The organism is Saccharicrinis sp. 156 (genome assembly GCF_050589685.1).
In the GTDB taxonomy this organism is placed as follows: Bacteria; Bacteroidota; Bacteroidia; order Bacteroidales; family Marinilabiliaceae; genus Saccharicrinis.
Map to the genome: position 1 here is coordinate 97,082 of NZ_JBNGOS010000020.1, position 21,826 is coordinate 118,907.

General features: G+C 36.0%; 18 protein-coding genes. All 18 read right to left on the reverse strand.

The genetic code is table 11. The annotated features are described in order from the left end of the window. Positions 1-111: 111 nt before the first annotated feature. On the reverse strand, positions 112-804 hold the full coding sequence (locus ACRD64_RS13875) for an AbiV family abortive infection protein (protein WP_430934003.1): 693 nt from the start codon (positions 802-804) through the stop codon (positions 112-114). A gap of 22 nt (positions 805-826) precedes the next feature. Further along, positions 827-1,060: a DUF4248 domain-containing protein gene (locus ACRD64_RS13880; RefSeq protein WP_430934004.1), complete on the reverse strand. Its 234-nt coding sequence runs from the start codon at positions 1,058-1,060 to the stop codon at positions 827-829. A 740-nt stretch (positions 1,061-1,800) separates the two neighbouring features. Further along, positions 1,801-2,703 carry an Rpn family recombination-promoting nuclease/putative transposase gene (locus ACRD64_RS13885; protein WP_430934005.1) on the reverse strand — a complete coding sequence of 301 codons (903 nt, stop codon included), beginning with the start codon at positions 2,701-2,703 and terminating at the stop codon, positions 1,801-1,803. 17 nt (positions 2,704-2,720) lie between these two features. Then, positions 2,721-5,840: a DNA primase gene (dnaG, locus tag ACRD64_RS13890; protein WP_430934006.1), complete on the reverse strand. Its 3,120-nt coding sequence runs from the start codon at positions 5,838-5,840 to the stop codon at positions 2,721-2,723. Between the two features lie 56 nt (positions 5,841-5,896). Beyond that, on the reverse strand, positions 5,897-6,208 hold the full coding sequence (locus ACRD64_RS13895; protein ID WP_430934007.1) for a DUF4406 domain-containing protein: 312 nt from the start codon (positions 6,206-6,208) through the stop codon (positions 5,897-5,899). A 19-nt stretch (positions 6,209-6,227) separates the two neighbouring features. Then, on the reverse strand, positions 6,228-6,590 hold the full coding sequence (locus ACRD64_RS13900; RefSeq protein ID WP_430934008.1) for a helix-turn-helix domain-containing protein: 363 nt from the start codon (positions 6,588-6,590) through the stop codon (positions 6,228-6,230). Between the two features lie 82 nt (positions 6,591-6,672). Next, positions 6,673-7,275 carry an RteC domain-containing protein gene (locus tag ACRD64_RS13905; RefSeq protein WP_430934009.1) on the reverse strand — a complete coding sequence of 201 codons (603 nt, stop codon included), beginning with the start codon at positions 7,273-7,275 and terminating at the stop codon, positions 6,673-6,675. Between the two features lie 1,045 nt (positions 7,276-8,320). Continuing rightward, a complete protein-coding gene (locus ACRD64_RS13910; RefSeq protein ID WP_430934010.1) occupies positions 8,321-11,290 on the reverse strand; it encodes a type I restriction endonuclease subunit R in 2,970 nt (989 codons plus the stop codon). Next, positions 11,268-11,978: a hypothetical protein gene (locus tag ACRD64_RS13915; RefSeq protein WP_430934011.1), complete on the reverse strand. Its 711-nt coding sequence runs from the start codon at positions 11,976-11,978 to the stop codon at positions 11,268-11,270. Before ACRD64_RS13915 ends, ACRD64_RS13910 begins: the two co-directional genes overlap by 23 nt. Next, positions 11,968-12,492 carry a hypothetical protein gene (locus ACRD64_RS13920; protein WP_430934012.1) on the reverse strand — a complete coding sequence of 175 codons (525 nt, stop codon included), beginning with the start codon at positions 12,490-12,492 and terminating at the stop codon, positions 11,968-11,970. Before ACRD64_RS13920 ends, ACRD64_RS13915 begins: the two co-directional genes overlap by 11 nt. 111 nt (positions 12,493-12,603) lie before the next feature. Beyond that, a complete protein-coding gene (locus ACRD64_RS13925) occupies positions 12,604-13,560 on the reverse strand; it encodes a hypothetical protein (protein WP_430934013.1) in 957 nt (318 codons plus the stop codon). A gap of 115 nt (positions 13,561-13,675) precedes the next feature. Beyond that, complete coding sequence (locus tag ACRD64_RS13930) at positions 13,676-14,302, reverse strand: hypothetical protein (protein WP_430934014.1); 627 nt, start codon at positions 14,300-14,302, stop codon at positions 13,676-13,678. Between the two features lie 257 nt (positions 14,303-14,559). Then, complete coding sequence (locus ACRD64_RS13935; RefSeq protein WP_430934015.1) at positions 14,560-16,734, reverse strand: sacsin N-terminal ATP-binding-like domain-containing protein; 2,175 nt, start codon at positions 16,732-16,734, stop codon at positions 14,560-14,562. 33 nt (positions 16,735-16,767) lie between these two features. Beyond that, positions 16,768-17,883 carry a restriction endonuclease subunit S gene (locus ACRD64_RS13940; protein ID WP_430934016.1) on the reverse strand — a complete coding sequence of 372 codons (1,116 nt, stop codon included), beginning with the start codon at positions 17,881-17,883 and terminating at the stop codon, positions 16,768-16,770. Between the two features lies 1 nt (position 17,884). Next, positions 17,885-19,345 carry a type I restriction-modification system subunit M gene (locus tag ACRD64_RS13945; RefSeq protein ID WP_430934017.1) on the reverse strand — a complete coding sequence of 487 codons (1,461 nt, stop codon included), beginning with the start codon at positions 19,343-19,345 and terminating at the stop codon, positions 17,885-17,887. A gap of 68 nt (positions 19,346-19,413) precedes the next feature. Next, a complete protein-coding gene (locus tag ACRD64_RS13950) occupies positions 19,414-19,785 on the reverse strand; it encodes a GxxExxY protein (protein WP_430934018.1) in 372 nt (123 codons plus the stop codon). A 52-nt stretch (positions 19,786-19,837) separates the two neighbouring features. Beyond that, complete coding sequence (locus ACRD64_RS13955) at positions 19,838-21,334, reverse strand: N-6 DNA methylase (protein WP_430934019.1); 1,497 nt, start codon at positions 21,332-21,334, stop codon at positions 19,838-19,840. Between the two features lie 94 nt (positions 21,335-21,428). Next, positions 21,429-21,722: a helix-turn-helix domain-containing protein gene (locus ACRD64_RS13960; protein ID WP_430934020.1), complete on the reverse strand. Its 294-nt coding sequence runs from the start codon at positions 21,720-21,722 to the stop codon at positions 21,429-21,431. Between the last annotated feature and the right edge of the window lie 104 nt (positions 21,723-21,826).

Consider the following 21,826-nt stretch of genomic DNA (forward strand, 5'->3'; position numbering starts at 1 on the left):
ATTACTACCTATTTAATTAATTGAAGTCCAGATTGAATATACTTTTAAATTAGTTATTAACAGTACTAATATATGAAGAAAGAGTAATCCAAGTTCTTAAAGTATTATTTATCAGTTTTTGCTATTCAGATTATTCTGTAACAAGTAATTCACTAAACCTATATTTGTATCATAAATAAGCTGCTTCTGTTCTTGTTTGGGTAACTTTTCAAATACAATTTTAATCTTACGGATTCGGTCAAATAGCTTCTCTGCTTTTTCTTTTCCCTCAGAACTTTGCTCTTTCGTTATTTGCAAAGGTGTTTTTAAGTCGTCGCAGTAATCAACATACAACCCTCTATTTTTATAGTAATCAGCTTCATCCCACCATTCTGCATTTTTATCAAATTTACTAATGGGTTCAATTATTTTTCCAATACCTGATACAAAACCACTTATCTTATCAAGCCATTCAGAACCTGTTTCGACATTGGGCTTATATGTTTCTTTATCAGTTAAAAGTATAAAGGATTCCATGAATGCTATCAGTTCCACAGCCTGTGATAGCTCATGTTTCTTTTTATGTTGAGAGAAAACCCCTTTTAATTCTTTTGCTTGCAGAACATTAACGCCAATGCTATGTAAAAAAATAACAAAGGCTTTAATTAGTTCTTCAGAACTTAAAATATACAAAGAAAGTGCTGTGCCATAATTAGCATCGGTATATGCAAAATCAGCAGTCTTCTTTAAACGTTCATAATTCTTGATTATATGCGGGTATATCTCAATCGCTTCAGAACGGGAAATAGATGTGAATTTTTTCATAATTTATATGTAGGTTTTACATTTAAAGTCGTTCAAACTCATCAAAAGTAACACAAAAATGTTCCAAAATTAAAAGCAGTTGCTGTTTATTGTAGTAGTGCCGTTTGGTATGGCCTGCTTGTTCAATCTGCTTTTTTAATTCCGGACAAACTTCAATTTCATTCCTTAGTTGTTGCATGGCTGACTTTACTGAAATGCTGTCGGGGTATAATTTCTTAACTAACTCTTGTTTTAATATTGTTCTACGGATGGTCATAGCATTGGATTTAGGTTAAGAAATAAGCTCGATAGCCCTAAAAACATAGGATAAAGCAAATCCAAAGACCATATTTTAAAAGTATGAGACTGCCTTGCTAAGCTTTTTTGAATATTTAAATAGCCTGAGCGTATTTTAAGACTATGTTCTGACTGCATTGCTGAATATTGCCCCAGAATGAAGCCTCGTTGTTGAATACATTGAAATATTTTGGGCATAACTTGTTCAATTATACCCTTGACAATTAGCTCTGCTAAAATAAAAAATATAGTGCATCACACTTTCGTTAAAACAACTTTTCCAATGTTCATAAACCTATATTTCGGGTACATTCGTTACATTCTGAACATTCTTAGCAATACTACATTGATTTACTGTTTGTTAAACTGTTGTTATAGAAAGTAACCGAGAAAGTAACCACTTCCATAGAAAGTAACCAAACAAGAAATATCCTTTCCAGAATGTAACGGAATGTAACAGAAAGTAACCACCTATCAGTACTTTTATTGATATAAGTAATTAATATTTAATATTATATATCAAAGAATGTAACGAACGTAACGAATGTAACCGATTTTATATGGAGATTACTAATTCTGAAAAAAATTCCTGTTTAGCTTTGATTTCACTCTTATCAATCTCCAGAAAAGAAGTTCTGAATGCATTTTTACGAGAGGTCAGGGCATAAAAAAACCTGATACCAAATTGATACCAGGTTGTATTTTATAAGTATATATTATCTAATTAGAATTCTCGCTTCTTAATTTCTGAATCTGCTCAATATCAATATCAGTTATTTCCACTATTTGCTCATTAGAATAACCTTTATTTATCATTTTAATAGCAGTTTGCTTTACCCCTTTGTTATATCCCCATTGCCTTAATTCATCGGCAGCTTGAGAAAAAGCGTCTTTAGCTTGTGGTGAAACTGTTTCCATAATCTCATCTATTTTATCAGGCTCAACACCTGAAACTTTATACAAATATAAGGCAATTTTCTGGAAGATGGTTTTGTCAATCTGCTCTATGTGCATGAACATCTCTCGTGCTAAATCAGGATTACTCTCGATAAATCCAATCAGGTTATCGCTTCGTTTCATAAACCAAACGGCAACCTTGACACTTGGGCGTTTAAAGTGCTGAATAATGGCATGGTCTTCAATATCCTTTGTATCAAACAGGGCATAATCAAATAAAGGAACGAAACGCTTCAATTCTTCAGGTACATTTTTAACAAAGCCTGAATCGTTCCATTTACGGTTTCCATGATAGAACACCATCGTAATTACCGGAGTAAGTTCTTGTTTGTTTGTTGCCTGGTTCTCCCACACATTAAGAATGTACCTTAAAAGCTGTAAGTGAATATTCTTATCCTGATAGCTCTTGTGTTCGTATAGCAAAGATATTTTAATGTTGGAGTAGCCGTATTTAATGTTACACGAAATATCCTTGAAATAGGGAGCCAGTTCCTGGTCCACATATTCAGTTGGGTCATACTCCAAGGTTTCGGTTTTTAATCCTTGCAGAACTTCTTTGGGCAAAGAACCTTTCAAAAGGTCTTCCAGATTCTCTTTTACAGAAAAGAGGCTTTTGAAGAAATTATCGTGAATGTTATTGTTGTTGCTTTTTTGAATCTTACTCATACTGAGGAATTATTAAATTAATCCTTGTTGGGATTGTTGTTGTCATATTTCGTATCAAGAGTCAGGTTTACCTTATCCAGGTAAAACACAAAAGCTGAAGTGTAGGTCTTCTTTATGTTGCCATTGCCATCATATTCCGGACAACCTGATTTTGCATCAAACTTTTTAAAATACACCTTCTTACAATCACAGATAAAAGAAGGGCTATTCTTTAAGTAATATTCTACCGTTGCATCGGGCAATGGTTTATCCCCTTCACGAAGAGCCTGTGTTTTATAGAGTCCGAATACGCGGCTTACAGATAAATAGAACAGGTTCTTGGGTTCTTTAAGTGTAATGTCGCTTCGTTTCCATTCTCCATTTTCTTTGTAATGGCGTACAATCTTATCCGTATAAACCACACGGTAATCACCATCTTCAAAAAGCATATTGGAACTGATAAGATATTGAACAGTCTTCCAGAAGATACCCAAATCATCATTTCGGGCAGTTTCTTTGTTTTGCTCAATCATCATCTTTACAAACAGCTCCATTATTTCTTCATATAAAAACGGCAGCTCTACTATCTTTGAAATCGTTGCGTAAGCAGAAGCAACCGTCAACCAGTTATTGTATATCCTGGTTTCAATGGCAACCTTACCCAATAACTCCCTGAACTTATCGCTAACTGCATCAACCGTTTTGTTATAGTTTCTGGCAAAAGTTTCCCTATGCTTGAGCAACTGGTGGGTTATTTGTGTCAACCCTTGTTTGTTAATCTGTTCCAGTTCTTCAAACAAACGCTTTTCTTCAAAGGAGAATACTGTTTTTGAAAATCCTAACGCAATGAATCGACTAAACAAAGCTATATCTGCAGTAGCAATCTGTTGACCACAGACAATGATTCCCTGGTTAACCTTTGAGGTTTCCTTTTTCTTGTCTTTGTCCATGTTCATACGTGTTCGCCCGGTTTTATCCCAAAAGCCTTTAAGCAGCTCACGCTTTTCCATCTCTAAGTCATTACGGTATTCATCGAGTACACATACTGCATTAGAACTGGTAGCCACATGGTCGGCAATAGATGGTTTACTGGAATTATGAAGATTAGGAACTTTACCTTTTCGCCCAAACATATATAAGATGCTTTCGGCGCAAGTATTCTTTCCAGAACCTTTCTGCCCATACATGTTCAGGATTGGAAATTTATCAAAGCGCTTTGCTATAATGTCCATAAACAGACAGGCAAAATAGAACGACAGTGTTATAATGCCATTTAGCCCAAATACGCCATAATACTTTGTGGCATATTCATAAAGTGTAATATTACCTTCGTTATGAATAAAGTGCCGCTCAAACTCAAATAGAGAATCGTCATCGGAATAGATTTCAGAACAGGCAGGAATATAGTAGTAATTATCCTGGTGTTGTACGATTCCATATCGGTCAGCTTTTATAAATTCATCACCATTAAATATGCCATTTCCCCAACAGAAGAAACCTTCCCGCTGCCAGCCCATCTGAATAACTTCTTTACAGCTCTTTGTTTTTTCATAAAGCCAGGCTTTGAGTTTATTCAGTTCACTTTCGCCTCCAGTCCAAAGAAAGTTACCTAAAGATTCAATCTGAAGCTTAAAGTTCGTGATACTTACCAAATCTCTTTGAGGCAGTTCTACAATCCTAACCAGGTTATGACGGTTCTTGATTTCGTATAGGCGTTTTGCATTAATGGGGCTTACTATGTGAAACAGGGGAGCCATCACAAAATTGGAATGCTTTACAAAGTCATCACCCTTTTTGTTCCTGAACACATAACAGTTGTCTTCTACATAAAAACCCCATCTATTAAAATCATTAAGGCTAACATGCTTAGGAACGGTATAGCGTTGTTGATTGCCCTGTTCATCTTTGGTAAATTCCTTCAATGCATCCTGCCAGGCTTTTTTAGGTTTAATGTGTTCTGTAAGAAACTCCAGATAAACCTCCTGTTTGGTTTTGTCGTAATAAGAAATCAGTTTGGCAATACGCTTAATGGCTTCCGATTTGAAAACCGGGTCTGCAGATGATTTCTCTGCATATTGAGAAGCTTTATAAATGATGTAATCTACTTGCTTTTCATTATACTGAAGAAATGTTTCTTTCGTATCAAAGAGTGAATCCGGGTCTTGTTTTTCTGGCAAAACAATAACTGAGACATGAAACTGGTTTCTGATTAAAGTTTCTGCGTTTCGGTCTGTGGCCAGTTTCCCTGCAGAATCACCATCAAAGATTAAAGTGACTTTGTTGGTATAATGTTTTATAAGTACTGCCTGAGCCTGGGTAAGTGAAGTTCCGCATGTTGCCACCGTATTGTTTACTCCAATATAGTGCATCCTTAACGTATCAGTATATCCTTCTACTACATAAGCCCGTTCTTCTTGCTTAATGGCAAACCTTGCTTCATTTAAAGCATATAGTTCATTCCCTTTAATGTAAATACTGCTCTCAGGAGAATTGAGGTATTTCACTTTGGAATCACCATTCAAATCACGTCCGGCAAAGGCAATGGTTTGTCCTCTGGAATTGGAAATAGGAAAAATAAGCCGATTTCGAAAGAAGTCATAAACACCTTTATCGTTACTCTTTAAAACTCCGATTTCTTCAAGTATTTCAGTCTTTAAACCTTCTTTTCTTGAATGAGCCAAAAGTGCATTCCCATTTGGAGCAAATCCAATATTAAAGCTACTGTTTTCTGGTATGTAGATATTCCGTTCCTGAATATACTTTTGGACATCTTTATGGTTTAATTGTTCCGTAAAGAACTGTTCAACAATACCGCATGCAATATGAAGACTTTCCTGGTACTTGAATTTGGCTTCATCAAAATTGGCACTCTTTTGCCATTCAAAACCTATTCCTAATTTCTTTGCTCCAATTTCAACGGCCTGTTTAAATTCAACTCCTTCATGTTCTTTGATAAACTCGATGGCATTACCGCCTTTACCACAACCAAAACACTTAAATATCCCTTTTGCAGGGTTAACGCTTAACGATGCTGTCTTTTCATTGTGAAAAGGACAGCAAGCCATATAATTAGTTCCAGCACGTTTTAGTTCTATAAAATTTGATACAACATTTAAAACTTCTCCATTTATTTGTTCTATTACTCTATTTGCATCCATTAAATACTAAGTTAAATGGTAGAGCTGCCCTTGTTCAGCCCTACCTTAAACCATTGCTAATTGTCAAGGGTGGTTATTAATTCTCTTATGTCTTCAGGAGAGAAGCAAAGAGGTTTCCTGTCTTCCATTGCAGCTGTTAACTCGATACGAGATATTTCATTATCATTCCAATTAGGCAGCATGTATATTGTACTACTACTTTGAATGAAACTTATTCGTAATCTTATGTTTTCAGAATAATTGAGTTTTTCAAGTTCCTTTGCTTCCGGGGTAATAACTGTGCAGCCCAGTTCAAACAGGTTATATCTGAGCCTATCTAAATCTTGTTCGTCATTATCAATATTGATACCTGAAAGGTAAACTATCATTAATACGAATTTTTAGATATTAAAGACTACCCTTGTTTGTCCCTTTATCCTGAAGATTGGAAATGCGATTTTTATACATCTCACAAAGCTCATCTACTGATTCTACACTAGTGCGCACCTTCCGGCTTTCCAACAGCTTTTTAATTTCTGCAATTGTATAATAGATTTTTCCTCCTAAAGAAGAATAAGCAATTTTGCCACTACTGCGCAACCTTTGTAAAGTACGTGAGCTAATACGTAGGTATGTGCATACATCTTCTCCATCAATCCAAGCTTCTTCTGGATTGACCGATGGCTGATTTAACTCTACAAACCTGGAAAGGGAATCTATTTTTTCAATAAGAGCTTTATAAGCTTCGGATTCAATTGTTACAACGTTCATGTACTGAGTTTTTAAATTCAGCACAAAAGTGTTAATAAGGAAAGTTTTATGAGCGCAACTTGTGTCTCAAGTAGTGCTACTTTTATTTCAAATTGGTCATTTTTTCATTAAACCTTTTTACTAGAGAACTTAGAAAATATGCTCTCAATCCTTTGTCTTTTAAAGGTGTGCGTGTAGTCATCTTGCTTATTTCAGGATGATAGTTATCCAAATTTATTTTAAAAAGCTTACTAAATTGCACAACCATCTTCTTTATTGAGATATTTCCATCATTGATACAATTGGCTAAATGCAGGGCACAAATAACCTCAATCAAGGCACGTTTGCTTGCAGTCCACGACATCGTATCTTCGGGTGTCCCTGCAATGTCACTTGTTATTTTCCTGACATCTGAGTTAAGTTTCAAGCTTTCCAACTCAACACTAATATAGTCAATCATAATTTGAAAGAACTCCAATAGGTCTTCGTTTTTGTCAGAATAGCACCGCCTCCTAAACCAATCCATTGTCAGTTTTAGATGATTCAAGTTACGGTGGATTTGTTTCGAATCTTCTTCTTCATAACACCGAACTGAAATGAATTGTCTCCACTCTTTAATCAAAATTTCAAATTCGATAATACTAACCTTGCCTGATGCAAATGCATTTTCGACCTTCTTAATAAATCGCTCTGTCTTTTGTTCCATTTTTTAATGATTATTAATTAATACAAAAGCCATCGTTATGGCTAAACACAGCGACTTAATACGGAAGGGTTTTAGGCTATTTTTTACAACACACTATGGAACAAAAACATCGTATTGTAATTTCAATAAAAAGGTGTAGATTAGAACCTGAAATATTGTAGGTTTTGACAGGCTTTTGGCGTAGTTAAGTTTTGTAGCTAAATCGTAGCTTGTTTTAAGAGGATATATATAAACTATTGATATACAACAGTGTTAGAGTGGCGGTTCATTTACCCCTCTCTCCGCCTTCGCCCGCCAAAGCAGTTTATTGCGACGGCGGGCTTTTTTATTGTTTACAATTGTCTTTTCACGAAAGAGGGAAATCTGCGGCCTGCAACTGAGATACTTCGCTAACATGGAATTTTTACCTGTCGTTTTTCAAATTAATGTGAGCTAACACGGGATTTTAGCGGACCTTTTACCGCACAATTGGAAAAAATCTTAGAATAGCGGGAATTGTCCATGGATTCTACGCAATGTTGGAAGGTCTCACATTAACAAAATGGTTTGAGCATTATTGACGTGTGAGCGCGAATGCTTACGTTGATTTCAATACTTTAATAATATCACTATTGCAATTTGTACAATGCCACTCTGGGTCATCGTCACAAATTACACAACCTCCAAGAACCGTTTTATTAGTATCCAATTTTTCTTGTAATCTTTCATCCCAGATAGGCATCCCATAGAGAATATTTGCAATTGTCGAGCTGCCACACTTTGGACATTTTCTTGGTTTCCTGTTACAATAGTATTTATCCATTGTTTATCTAGACTTATTCCACATCCTTTAAATATGTAACCTCAAATGACTTACACATTCTTTCCGCTTGAATATTAACTGCCTGCGAATTCTTTTAATCTCTTTTAAAGCGTGTATGCTTCCCGTTTCCAAATACTTTAAATAGCGTTTAGGATAATGATGCTATTCACCTGTTTTAACATCCCAATCAAAAACATCACTTTCAGTAGTTATTGTATATTTGCCTGCCATAGTAATTTATTTTTAATAATACTCCTTGATATAAGCATAAGCTCTATCGAATAATAACTGGTCTTTATGAAGTTTGTATTTCAATAGTGCTTTACGTAATGATTTCTGTACTTCTCTTTCTCCGGAGGTGGTTGTTTGCCAGCCCGGAAAATTCACTACACGAACAATAGAATCAATGTCATTGACAATACGCTCAACCACTGCCGGGGTTTGATCGTTTTTAAGCTCCAAAAACAAATCGGTTAATGCAGCTTTAGGTGATTTTTCTTGAATTTCTTGTTCCAGTTCTTTTTCAGCCTGAACAGTTTCTTTTGCTATTTTACAAAGTTCTTTAACAAACTCAATAGAAGTAACAAGTCCCTTCTCTGCCTTATCCCTTAATTCTTCAAGGCGTTCGCTTAGTTTTTTAAATTTAGGATTATCACCATGCTTCTTAAATCGCTTAATGAGTATTTTTTCAAGCTTCTTAGCATTCTTTGGATCTGGATTATTAAATATTTCCTCAATTACATCGGCATCTAAAACGAATTCCTCCAGGTGATGAACATCTCCAACATGTACATTTTCATGAATTAATTTTGTGGTTTGAGCCCCCAATGAAAACCAAAGTAGTTTGCCAATACCATCTGTTGCCGGACGCACAGACTCGAATACCTGAGATAACCATTTGTAATCAACCTGGTATATATCAAGAACCCTATCCGGAGATAATGATTCCCACAATTTTGCCAGAAATTTAAAATCCTTGGCAAAGGCATCTTTTTTATCATCCGTATTGATGGCGTTTTGAGCAGCTTCCAATCCTTCAAATCCTTCAATCGTTCTGTCAACACCATTAAAATGACTTAATGCATCTTTCATAGCATTCGGCAATTTTTCCCTTAATTCTGAAAGGTTGGAGATAATCTGTTTCATTGTTTTCTCATCAAACTCCAATGCTTTAGCTGTATCGTCAAAGATTCCAAAATAATCTACTATTCGACCAAAAGACTTGTTGGGGTATAAACGATTGGTTCGACATATCGCTTGTAATAAAGTATGGTCTTTTAAAGATTTATCAAGATACATGGTCTGTAAAATGGGAGCATCAAACCCGGTCAAAAGTTTAGCTGTAACGATGATAAATTTTAAATCACATTGCGCATCGTTAAATTCATCTACAATTTTTTCTTGTTGACTTTTATCAACCGCCCATTTTTGTTTGAACTCTAATGTATCATTGGCAGAAGTTGAAATAACTACTTTGCTGGCTTCTGTTGGGAAATATTTATCTAACTCCTCTTTATATTGCACGCATGCAAAACGATCAGGAGTAACAATAATCCCCTTAAAACCATGTGGTTCTACCTTTTCTTTATAGTGTGTGGCAATATCTTCAACTATCTTAGCAACTCGTTCTGGCGATTTTAAAAAGGCAGCCATTTTTGCCGACTTTATGTTTAAACTATCGGCTTCTTCATCACTTAATGCCGCTTCTTCTTTAAAATCCTCAAAAGCTTTATCTATGGTTTCCTTATCTACATGAATATCCACCAAACGAGGTTCAAAATGTAAAGGCAGTGTAGCTTCATCGCGTATGGAATCCTGAAAGGTATAGCGTGACATATACCCACCTTCGTCTTCTTCTGAACCAAAGGCCCAAAATGTATTTTTATCAGCTTTATTTACAGGCGTGCCGGTTAAACCAAATAAGAACGCATTAGGTAACGAAGCCCGCATTTGACGACCTAAATCACCTTCTTGTGTACGGTGTGCTTCATCAACTAATACAATAATATTTTCTCGAGTATTCATGTTCGGTTTGGCATCCTTGAATTTATGAATCATAGAGATGATAATCTTACGAGTATCCCTCTCCAACATAAGTTGCAAATCATTAATGCTATCGGTGGTTTCCACATTTGGAATATCAGCAGCATTAAAAGTACCTGATATTTGAGTGTCGAGGTCTGTTCTATCTACTAAAACGATTACGGTTGGACTTTTAAGTTCAGGATTACGCCTTAATTTTTGGGCAGCAAATACCATTAACAGGGATTTTCCTGAGCCTTGAAAATGCCATATGAGTCCTTTTTTAATCCTTCCTTCAACTACTCGTTGTACAATTTTATTTGCTCCCTCGTATTGCTGAAAACGAGGAATTACTTTCATGCGTTGCTTCTTTTTATTGGTAGTAAACAGCGAAAAATTGAGCAGAATATCTAATAAACGCTTAGGACTTAATAAATCATCCATTTCTTTACCTATTTCACCTAAACCGAGCTTTTTCGCCAGTGCATCATCATCATTTTCCAATCGCCAGGGTGCCCAAAATTCAAGAGGACAACGAATGGCACCATAAAACAACTCTTTACCTTCAGTTGCAAACGACAAGATATTTGGTACGAACAACTGGGGAATGGCATTTTCATAAATATCATGTACTTCATGTGCACCATCTAACCAGCTAATAGATGGTCGAATGGGTGTTTTCGCTTCACCGACTACTATCGAAATACCGTTGATAAATAATACCACATCAGGTATTTTAGTTTCGCGATGATGCACCCGGAATTGATTGGTAACGATATATGAATTGTTTTTAATATCATCAAAGTCAATAAGCCTAATGGGTACATGTCTATTATTCTCTCCAAAGGGCATGGTTTTATCGCCACACATCCATTTAAAGAATTCCTCGTTGGCTTTTACCAAACCAACCTGGTTTACAGCAATCAGAACGGCTCGTAGCTTATAAATAACTTCATCAGCTAATTCTGGGTTGGCTGAAATTTCTGGATTCAAACGAACTAAGGCATCTTTTAATTCTGCCTCTAATAACACTTCATTTACACTACGATTTAAATCTTGAGGTGCTATATACTGCCAACCTACACCATAATTATTTTGAGGCTCGGCAACCTGCCCAGGTGCATTAAGGTTTATACCACTTAACTTATTTATGATATAATATTCTACGCTATTTAGTTCGTTGAAAGCCATAGTTTTTATTAAGTATTTGGGTGATTTTTTCTTCTACAATTGGCAATCTTTCTTCCAACATTAACGGATGAATGTGTGCCATTAAAACTTCTTGCATCAAGCCTTTATTGGTGATGTTTTGTAATTGGTCTTTTATGAAATTAGCAATGCGTAGGTCTTCGTTTACAATTTCTTCTACTATGGCTATCCGATTGTCTATAACATAAATAATATCTTCTATGTCATGACTGATACGGTAATCTGAACCTCTATCATTGAATGCCTCAAATTTGGTAGCCAAGTAACAAGGTGCAGAGAGTATTTTTATTTCTTGGTCTTTGGCTTTTGAGGTCCACAAATTTTCAAAACCTATTTTGTACCAAGGGTTGGCCGGGCCTAGTGGACCATCTTCAGTAGCCATGATATCAACCGGGATGTCTTTGTACTTATAACTGCAAATGGCATGGCCAAAAGGGTCGGGATGAAAACCGAGCGTTCCCAATTGTGTTTGCACCTTTTCCCAGTGACTAAGGCTGAGAATATTTAAAGCCATATCAATATCTTGTGTAGGCCGAATTTCATCAGCAGCGGGATCATCGGTATATAAACTCACCACGGCACCACCTACAAACACCATGTCTTGCTTAATGTGTTTGAGTGCTTCGGCTACTTCGGCCACTACAGCAATATTGATGGTCCTATTCTCCAAGTTCCAAGCGTTTTTTTAATTCTTTAATGGCCAACTCTTTTTCTCTTGCTCTACCTACACGTAAGGCATCTACCAAAGCCAGTAGTTCATATAGTTTTGCATCTTTTAAAGCAGCTTCGGGTACCGAAGGGTATAATGGCAAAATGCTATGCCCACGAACAACACCTTTGCCGTAAGGCCATACATAGGCTTCTGAGCTTTGAATTTCTTCTTTTAACGGACTAGCTGAATGTGAAGTAGGAACACCACGAACCACTGCACCCGGTTTAATGGGAAAGACATAGCGTATGCCATACTGTAAAAAATCCAACAAGGCCATTCTCATCACCGTTTTGCCGTTAGGCGCTAAAAAGCCAGCGTATTTAGAGCGGTTTAGGGATTTACTTATTTCTGATTGACTAATGCCCAAAGCCTCTGCCAGTGGTTTTTGGAGCCAAGGTTGATTACCGTAACTTACTATTTTAAGTAGAATTACAATATCGTGCGGACTCATTATTTGTTGTTTGCTATTCATTTATTCCATATTCGAATATGCAATATTATGTGTTTTTTAGTTGATATACAATTTTTTAAAGCGTTATATTCTGTATTGGAATATGGAATATTGTATTTATTTCACGACAGATTACGCAGATTTGCTCATATTTTCATATTCCAACTCAACGATCTTCCAAGATGTATTTTGTTTTAATCCAAGTACACATATCTCCCAATCACTTCTATCACTGTTTTCAATATGTGATAGATAAGCTTGATGTGTACTAAGGTTTCCTGCTTTACTTGTTTTATAAATTCTAACCTGACAACCTTCTTCTGATATTCCTCTAATTTCTTTTGAATTAATTTCATATTCAGATAAGCAAATGGTTTCGGGGTAAAGGCTGTAATGATGCGCTAAAATTTCTTTGATGTTATTCCGTAACGGATTAAGAAATAGATATAGTTTGTTATTCATTAATTTAAAATCCAGTACCTGGTCAATGAGTATGCTAGGTTTACTATATTCTAGAACCAGAAGTTCATTTTTAAAACCTCTCAAAGAATCGGCTATATCAATGCTCTTTTGATATAGGGCAATCTGGTGTTCATTACTTTGAAAAATGGTATTCAGTACATTAACAGCAAGCATTAGGTTACTTTTAATATTACCCATGCCACCCATGTAGGTATTGCTATCGGAATGTACCTGGTGGTTTCTAAGTTTGCGTGCCCTATCAATATCGTTTTTAAGAAACAAGTAGTGCTCTCCAACAAAAACTTTATTAATAATATTGACCAATTTATGATCGAATACCTTGCCCTTTTTGTTGGGTTCTGTTTTTAACGACATACCTAACTCCTTTGCTCTGAGCTTAACCGCCATTTCAATAATTAACAAAGCCTTTTTAAAGCCCTCATCGTACATCTGCCAGTGATAGAATGAATGCGCAAGCAAATACTCCACCGTTTTCCAGGCATCTTTTATGTCATCGGGTACTTGATCATGAAAGCGACCTTTTACAAGCATCTTAGAGCAATAATCTTCTTTGTCTTTGATGTTGTATAGCTCCCAGCGGGTATCTGACTGGTAATAAGTATTCATAGCTCTTCAAAATTCTAGTTGAAATATCTTGCCCAAAGGGTAAATTATTGATGGATGATTAAATGAAATTATTTCCTCAATATATGGATCTTCAATTCATAATATTGAAGCATCATTAAGCAAATTCAGCAATAATCTGGTTATAAATATTTTGTATCACCTCATTCTCAATGCTAAGTGTCATATGCATGAGTAAAGCATATACGATACTTGAAATGGTTTTTATTGTATTTTTTAGCTTGAGTACTTTTTCATTTATTTCATCACTCTCTGAAGCATCGGTAACTAACTCTTCTCCTTCAAGTTGTTCTGTATAATAGGTACGCCACTCTTGCAAGTTCTCCCTGTAATTTTTCAGAAAGCCATCAACACCATATGTCGCCATTGCATTTAAAATAGCTGTGGCTTCTTCAAATGAAAATTCATCAGTAACTTCACCATGCTGCATTGAATAAACTTGTAAACCATCAATCGTTATAGAATTATTCCGGTCCAGACACTTGACTAACACTCGACCTCCAAACAACTGACCTTCTGTAGTGTAATAATTATATTCCTTATAGTCTCTATAAACAATACAGCTTTTTCTTATTTTGTTTTCCCATTCCTCAATCGCTTCTTTTGCTATATTCAATGCTCCTTCTATATCAGCATCATATTCAATCTCTTTTTTGTGTTTTATGTAAACACAAATATTGTCTTTAAAATGAATACCTTCGATAGCTCCTGATACTGTCCTCATTTTATATTCTCTTTAGTGTTAATATTAATATACTTAATGTTTGATGTCTCACTTCCCAGAAATACTCTGGCGATTAAATACTTTTCTTTTGCTTCTTTGGTTTGCAGGAAATCCCACTGTGCATTTCTCATGAAGAAGGGAATAGAATCTGCATTATGCATACCACGAACGGTTGTTTTAGCATCGACATACCAAAGGGTTTCGTCATTCTTTAGAACTTCAAAATCAAAACGTGCTTCGTTCAGCTCCTTACTTGACTAAATAACTTTGTATCCCTGATAGCTTGGAAACTGCTTTTGAAGATCCTTATAAATCAATTCCTCGCCCAGGTCACCAGTAGCTTCACTCGCATGTGTATGGTCATCGACCTCTTCCTGCAAGGCAAGTAAAATTTTATCAATTAAGTGAACTTTATCGGCAAGAGATGAAAGTTGTGCCATTGAAATATCAGAATTGGCTAAACGAGCCAAGGCTTGCATTTTACCACTTTGTGCAATATTTAAGGCCAAATCGCGTTCTTGTTCACTAAAGGTTTCCAGGAACAGTGTTGCTCTTTTAGCACTAAACCAAACAAAAAGCTCTTTCCGTTCTTTTTCAGGTAAAAGCGAAGTATTATACCAACTAAACAGCTTACGAAGCGGTGTTACAAATGGTGCAGGATCACCATCGTGTTTTTTATATAATTGTTTTAAACCATCGTCAATGCGTTTACACAGGTAACTCATATCGCGAAGCTTGCTTGCACCCAAATAAGGCTCCAACATTTTAAAGTCGTCGTGCAATAGAATCTCTTCTATACACTCGCTATTGACTTCATTATTAATAGCCATTAAATCAGGCATAAAACCCTGTTGATAATCAATATCGCTTTTCGCCATCAATCTGCCCTTTTGGTTCGGGAATAACTCGTACTTATTTAGCAGATTATCATCAATATCTGTAAGTAAAGATAGTATTTGCTGAAGCCATCGTGTTGTATCCTGTTTATCGAAAAGCACAAAAGACGCTAATTCTTTGGTTTGAACCACTTCGCTCAAGAAGCTTTGGAACTCGTATTTTGTATTCGCAAATAAATTAAAATCGATAATATCGAGCCATGGTTTAAAGGATGCTCTGCAGGGAGTTTTATGGTAGGCAAACAAACTTGCCACCTCATAAAAATCATCGATATATTCTTTATCAATTGCAGGTATTTTCGTTTCTGACAAAGTGATAAGTTCACCTCTTCCATTTTTTACCACCTGTGCTTTTTGTAGGTGACGAACAAATAGCTTGATCGGGTAATTTTTAAACCAAATTTTACTGGCCTCTACACCTTCATATTTTGTGCGGATGCGTGAAATATGATACAAATCTTCAACCTTCAGTTCAATTAATCGATCCAGTAGTTTTTTATACAATTCGGCTGCATCAAGTAATATTTTCTGATTTTTGGTATCCCGAGGACTAAGTTCTATGGCATCACGCTCTGCACCTGGGTTGAACTCCAAACTGTTTACAATAATAGGCAAACCTACTTGTTCGGTACCTGTAAGTGGCAAACCACAAAAGAGTTTTGCAATTTTGCGTGGATAAGACACGAGCTTATTGGCTGATATTTGAACTGCCGTACTTGCATCTCCATGTGTAAGAAGCAACATATTAACATCTACACTTTCTTTATCAACTATTTTTTTAAATTTTATTTGATCACCACTGACATTTCCACGCTCCATTTTATAGGTGGAAAAATGATCAAACTTATCTGATTGATTTACTATTTCAACAGACAATATCTTGGGCATAAAACACAAGGTATAGGGTAGTATTTCAATAATATGCTTAATACCTGTAATGGCAATAGCTTCCCCATCTATTTCGCTAAAGGGACGATTTAGGTGATAAACAAATTGTGTTTTAAAAGTTCCTTTTTTATATTCTACTGGCACATAGTTTCTCTCAAACTCTTCTCTGGTCTTTTTTATTGACTCTATCAGGAAATCTTTTCTTTGCGCTTGGCTACGGTCGAGATTGACCTTGAAACCATAGTACATACTATTATCTTTGGCTTGCACAACACCCTCTACGGTGATTAAACTGGACAAAACGTGAGTGGAAATTAAACCCGAACCGAATTTTCCAATATTGTCCCTGCACTCCAACTCACCTCCATCTTTGCCAGAATCAGGCGCAATAACATTTAATACATCACTAGTACGAAACGGATTACCAGAATGGGAAAATATGAGTTGATTATTATTAAGCGTTAAACGCACATGCACATGCTCATTGTAATCGCTTGCATTCTGAAGCAATTCCCAAAACCACCTGCGTGCCATTTCGTTTTGCTTACTAGCAATAGGCAATAATTTATCCATTAACCGCTTGGCAGGCATAGAATCGCTCTGCTTTTGGGTTTCGGTTTGTATTTCGGTTAAAAATTCGGCACTCATCGTTTGGTATTATTTAGGTTAATTCACGCACTTCTAAAATATCTGATTGATTAAACTCTTTTGTAAGGCTTTTGAACTGGCTATTTTGGAATCGGATGAATATATCGCTTTATCAATAGCTTTCAATTTATCCTCAGATTCAACGAGAAAACTCTCTTTTGGTATATAAATTGGCATATCCGTTAACATACCTTTTGTAATTTTTGGTCTTGTTCCTCCTGTAATAAAATCACTTATATCTGAAAAATTAAAATACTCCTTTACTAAGTATCGACTAGTTTGATTAATGCTTAATACATGAGCATGATTGTTAACCCAACATTTGTTATCAACTTCATATGATATCGGTAGTTTCCTACTATCCAAGTTTTCACCATCCTCTGAAATAAGTAAAATCGGTTCATCAAAAATAAAATCATCAATATAATCAACTATTCCACTAGCACCATAATAAGGGTAACTTCCTTTCTTTCTGTCGCTTTGTTTAATAGGAATTCTTCTATTATCAATGTTTTCCGAAATATCTCCTACCTTCACTTTGTCACATTTGTCTCTATTGAAAACTTCTTTAAGCTGAGATAACTTAAAGCTATTCAATCTCTCCAACACCTCCTTTTCCTTCTCAATCACATCATCCATGGCCCAAAGGAGTTTGGCCAGTTGTTTTTGTTGGTCTTTGGGTGGGAGAAGGAATTCTTGATGCTTAAGGTCACTCCAGTTAATAGTTGGAGAAAGTCCACCAACAGAAATATCCACCATGCGATGCATAAACTGGTCAGAATGTAAAAAGAATGGAAAAAGTTCTGGCTCTATAACATCTGGATTAGCTCTAAATACAAAGGCATGGGCGGAACAAATTCCATCAAAGTCAACAATGGCTGCTTTACGCTGATAGGCTCTTCTTTTTCCAAAAATTATGTCTCCAGGATAACATCTTAGTTTACCTCCCTTTACATCAGATGGTACACCATGTCGTTTGATATGAATATCTTCGGCATCCAAATGCTCAAGACCGACATAAATATCCACATCGGCTTCTTCTGGTTTAACGGTTTTTGATATTTTCTCAGCTATTTCCTCAAAACGAAATGTTTGCCAAGATGCTTTATCGATGTTTTTCAAATCTAAATTTTGCATAACTACTTCCATATTAATTCAAGATTTGAAATAAATGATTCATACTCATTTTTAACTTCTCTGATTCTGTTTCCCAGTCCGTAATGGCTTCTTCCAATGTTATTCTGTGCGTATTACCATTTACATTACTTACATATTGTGCGATATTCAAACTTCCCTTATTTCCAAGGATTTCATCTACAGGAACTACTTTACAGAAATCAGTTTCATCCTCAAAACACTTATATATGTTAAAGATTTTGTTAATGTGTTTCTCTTCTAAAAAGGCAATATTCTTTTCTTGCTTTACTTCTTTTAAAGCATTAACAATTAAAACTTTTCCCTTTCTATCTGCAGGTTTATTATTGTTTGTAATTAGCAAGCAAGCTTCCATTGGGGAGTTGTAAAACAAGTTTGGTCCTAGTCCAATAACACATTCTACCAAATCGTTTTCAATCATTTTTCGACGCATTTCGGCTTCACTATCTCTAAATAATATTCCGTGTGGCCAAAGTGAAACGGAACGCCCATTGTTGTCATCTAAACTCTTTTGAATGTGTTGCTGAAAGGCATAATCAGCACAACCTTGAGGTGGTACCCCCCATAAGTTGCGACCATAAGGGTCGTTGGTAAATGCTTTCTGGTCCCAGGCTTTTATACTGTAAGGTGGATTGGCCAGAATTACGTTGAACTTTTTTAATTCATCGTTTTCTAAAAAAGCAGGCTGAGCCAAGGTATCTCCTCGCACAATGCTAAATTCCTCAATCCCATGCATAAACATATTCATACGGGCAATGGCAGAAGTAATCAAGTTAATTTCTTGACCATAAAGTTTTAAAGTGCGATACTCTTTGCCTTCGTCCTTTAAATGCAAAGCACAGTTCAACAGTAAGCCACCGGAACCACATGTGGGGTCATACACACTTTCACCTGGTTGTGGATCCATAATCAGCGTCATTAGTTTAACCACCGTGCGGTTGGTATAAAATTCTGCTGCTGTATGTCCACTATCATCGGCAAATTCTTTAATTAAGTACTCATAGGCGTTACCGAGTTTATCATCGGCAACATTACTTAGGCTTAGTTTATGTTGTGAGTAATGCTCAACCAAGTTGGTTAAGGTTTCATCACTAAGTCGGTCTTTGTTGGTCCAACTGGCGTCGCCAAAAATACCATACAGAGTATCTGGATTTGCCTTTTCAATCTCACGCATGGCATTTTGCAGGGCCATGCCTACATTTGTAGTGGTTTCGCGAACTTTGTTCCAATGCGCTTCTTCAGGTACTACAAAGTGGTGGTTTTCGGCGAATGCTGCATATTCCATGTCACCATCGCTCTCCTCCAAAGCCTTTTCAAACTCTTCGTCGTACACATCGCATATGCGCTTAAAGAATAGGAGAGGGAAGATATATTGTTTGTAGTCTCCGGCATCAATGGTACCACGAAGGGCCGTTGCTGCTCCCCAGAGATATTTTTCTAATTGTTGTTGGGTCATTGTAATTATATTTTGCACCACGGATAAACACAGATTTTCACTGATTACTTATCTGTGGTGAACCTTTTTTACATTATAATTCTGTTTATTCCTTTTTTCATATCCTTAACATTGAAATTGAGCAACAACCCTAATTTTAATTCAGATAATTTTAAATAGGTCATTAATTGAGCTTTATGTATAGGTGCAATCTCATCAATCGATTTTAGTTCCAATATAATTTGGTCTTCAATTAATAAATCTATTCTGTAACCGGCATCTAATTTTATACCATCATAAATTACTGGTAATGCTTTTTGCCGTTCCACTTTTAGTCCTTCCTTAAGTAATTCATGCTCCAGGCATACTTCGTAAGTCGATTCAAGTAATCCGGGGCCAAGTTCAGAATGAACTTTATAAACACATCCTATTATTTTGTATGATATATCGTTTAGTTCCATTGCTTATATTTTACCACAGATTATCACTAATTTTCTCAGATTAATATCTGTGTTAATCTGTGTTATCCGTGGTGAACTTTTCAAGTATTACTTTAAACTTCTCTTCTGCTAATAAACTCTCCTCCCATGCACCTTTTAAATCTATCATGGCCTCTTCCACAGATGGTAGGTTGTCTTCAATAATCTTCTCTACATACAATGGAATATTCAGGTTATAATCATTTTCTTTGATATCATCCAGAGTAGCAATTTTAACATGATTTTCAACATCATTATAATCAGAATACCAATCAAATATTTGTTGAACATGATTAGGTTCCAGGAAATTTTGAGCCCGGCCCACACGTACCTGGTTGGCCGCATCAATAAACAATACCTTGCCTTTTTTATCTACAGCTTTATTTAGCTTAAACACCATGACACAGGCAGCAAGTTGAGTACCATAAAAGATATTTGGTCCTAAACCAATCACAGCTTCAAGTAAATCTTGCTCCAATAATGCTTTACGAATTTTACCTTCGGCAGCTTTACGAAATAACGCTCCATGAGGTAATACCACCGTCATACGTCCAGTACTATTCATCGATTTAATCATGTGCTGCACCCAAGCCATATCACCATTACCTTTTGGTGGTACTCCGGCAATGTTTCGTCCATAAGGATCATTAACCCACATATCAGCACCCCAATCTTTTAACGAGAAAGGTGGATTGGCAATCACACAATCAAAAGTTTTTAGTCCATCTGCTGCAAAAAATGCTGGAGAACGTAATGTGTCACCACGGAAAATCTGAAAATCCTCAATGCCATGCAAAAACATGTTCATACGTGCAATAGAACTGGATGTCAGATTTCGCTCCTGACCATACAGTCTGAGGGTACGATCGTCTTCGTTATTTTCTTTTAGGTGTTGAATACACTCCAACAGCATTCCTCCAGTACCACAAGCAGGGTCATATATGCTTTCTCCTTCGTGCGGGTCGAGAATGAGTCCTAACAAACGCACTACAGAACGTGGCGTATAGAATTCCCCAGCTTTTTTATTGGTTAAATCAGCAAAATGCTTGATTAGATATTCGTAGGCATTACCTAACAAATCAGGGTCAACCATTGAATTTGCCAAAATATATTGTGAAAAATGCTCTATCAAATCAATCAATAAGCGGTCCGACAATTTATTCTTATTACTCCATTGTGCATCGCCAAAAATACCATATAACAATTCCTGGTTGGCTTGTTCGATTCCACGTAATGCTTTCTCGATTGCTAGACCAACGTTTGTAGTTGTTTCTCGCACATCTTTCCAATGACATCCTTCCGGTATTTCAAAACGGTGAAACTCCGGTAGAGACGCATATTCAACATCTCCCTCTGATTCTTCCATCGCTTGCTGGTATTCTTCATCGTAAACATCAGATAACCTTTTGAAAAATAATAAAGGAAAAATGTATACTTTGAAATCGGAAGCATCTACCGGGCCTTTTAAAATCCAGGCTGCTTTTGATAGATATTGCTCTAATTGGGAGAGTGTTATTTTATTTTTTGTCATATTTTTGTTAAATCTTTTAACGCGTAGTGTCTATTTTTCTTATTTGTCTTGTTGAACTTACCTGTTCTAAATAATCATTGTTAAGTATTATTAATTATTTAGTAAAGGACGTTTCAATAACCATTTCCAGTGCCTCTTTCAAAAATGGCTGCTCCTTAAAGTCCGTTTTAATTTTCTCAGCGATATACCTTATCTGTAAATCCTTAAAGTCATGTTCCAATATTTCTGCCAAAGGTTTTACCATTGTTATCGAGATTTGCCTATCACCCAATTCCATCTTAGATAAAGTACTGGTGTCCACATCAATGGCATGTGCCACTTTCCGTTGTGGCAATCCTTTTTCTTCACGTATGGCTTTTACAAAAGCCCCAAACTCTGCGCTCTTCATTAGAAATGTATTGTTTAGACGATTCTGTCAAATATAATAAAAAGGTCAAAAACAGAATTTATTATCGGTTAAAAGTTTTTAAGATAATATCAACTATGGGTTGC

Excerpts from the sequence above, each read along its gene's own strand:
- ACRD64_RS13960 (WP_430934020.1), bottom strand. The coding sequence starts at position 21,722 with ATGAAGAGCGCAGAGTTTGGGGCTTTTGTAAAAGCCATACGTGAAGAA.
- ACRD64_RS13895 (WP_430934007.1), bottom strand. The coding sequence starts at position 6,208 with ATGATAGTTTACCTTTCAGGTATCAATATTGATAATGACGAACAAGAT.
- ACRD64_RS13955 (WP_430934019.1), bottom strand. The coding sequence starts at position 21,334 with ATGACAAAAAATAAAATAACACTCTCCCAATTAGAGCAATATCTATCA.
- ACRD64_RS13880 (WP_430934004.1), bottom strand. The coding sequence starts at position 1,060 with ATGACCATCCGTAGAACAATATTAAAACAAGAGTTAGTTAAGAAATTA.
- ACRD64_RS13940 (WP_430934016.1), bottom strand. The coding sequence starts at position 17,883 with ATGGAAGTAGTTATGCAAAATTTAGATTTGAAAAACATCGATAAAGCA.
- dnaG (WP_430934006.1), bottom strand. The coding sequence starts at position 5,840 with ATGGATGCAAATAGAGTAATAGAACAAATAAATGGAGAAGTTTTAAAT.
- ACRD64_RS13885 (WP_430934005.1), bottom strand. The coding sequence starts at position 2,703 with ATGAGTAAGATTCAAAAAAGCAACAACAATAACATTCACGATAATTTC.
- ACRD64_RS13875 (WP_430934003.1), bottom strand. The coding sequence starts at position 804 with ATGAAAAAATTCACATCTATTTCCCGTTCTGAAGCGATTGAGATATAC.
- ACRD64_RS13950 (WP_430934018.1), bottom strand. The coding sequence starts at position 19,785 with ATGGAACTAAACGATATATCATACAAAATAATAGGATGTGTTTATAAA.
- ACRD64_RS13920 (WP_430934012.1), bottom strand. The coding sequence starts at position 12,492 with ATGAATAGCAAACAACAAATAATGAGTCCGCACGATATTGTAATTCTA.
- ACRD64_RS13910 (WP_430934010.1), bottom strand. The coding sequence starts at position 11,290 with ATGGCTTTCAACGAACTAAATAGCGTAGAATATTATATCATAAATAAG.
- ACRD64_RS13900 (WP_430934008.1), bottom strand. The coding sequence starts at position 6,590 with ATGAACGTTGTAACAATTGAATCCGAAGCTTATAAAGCTCTTATTGAA.
- ACRD64_RS13905 (WP_430934009.1), bottom strand. The coding sequence starts at position 7,275 with ATGGAACAAAAGACAGAGCGATTTATTAAGAAGGTCGAAAATGCATTT.
- ACRD64_RS13945 (WP_430934017.1), bottom strand. The coding sequence starts at position 19,345 with ATGACCCAACAACAATTAGAAAAATATCTCTGGGGAGCAGCAACGGCC.
- ACRD64_RS13930 (WP_430934014.1), bottom strand. The coding sequence starts at position 14,302 with ATGAGGACAGTATCAGGAGCTATCGAAGGTATTCATTTTAAAGACAAT.
- ACRD64_RS13935 (WP_430934015.1), bottom strand. The coding sequence starts at position 16,734 with ATGAGTGCCGAATTTTTAACCGAAATACAAACCGAAACCCAAAAGCAG.
- ACRD64_RS13925 (WP_430934013.1), bottom strand. The coding sequence starts at position 13,560 with ATGAATACTTATTACCAGTCAGATACCCGCTGGGAGCTATACAACATC.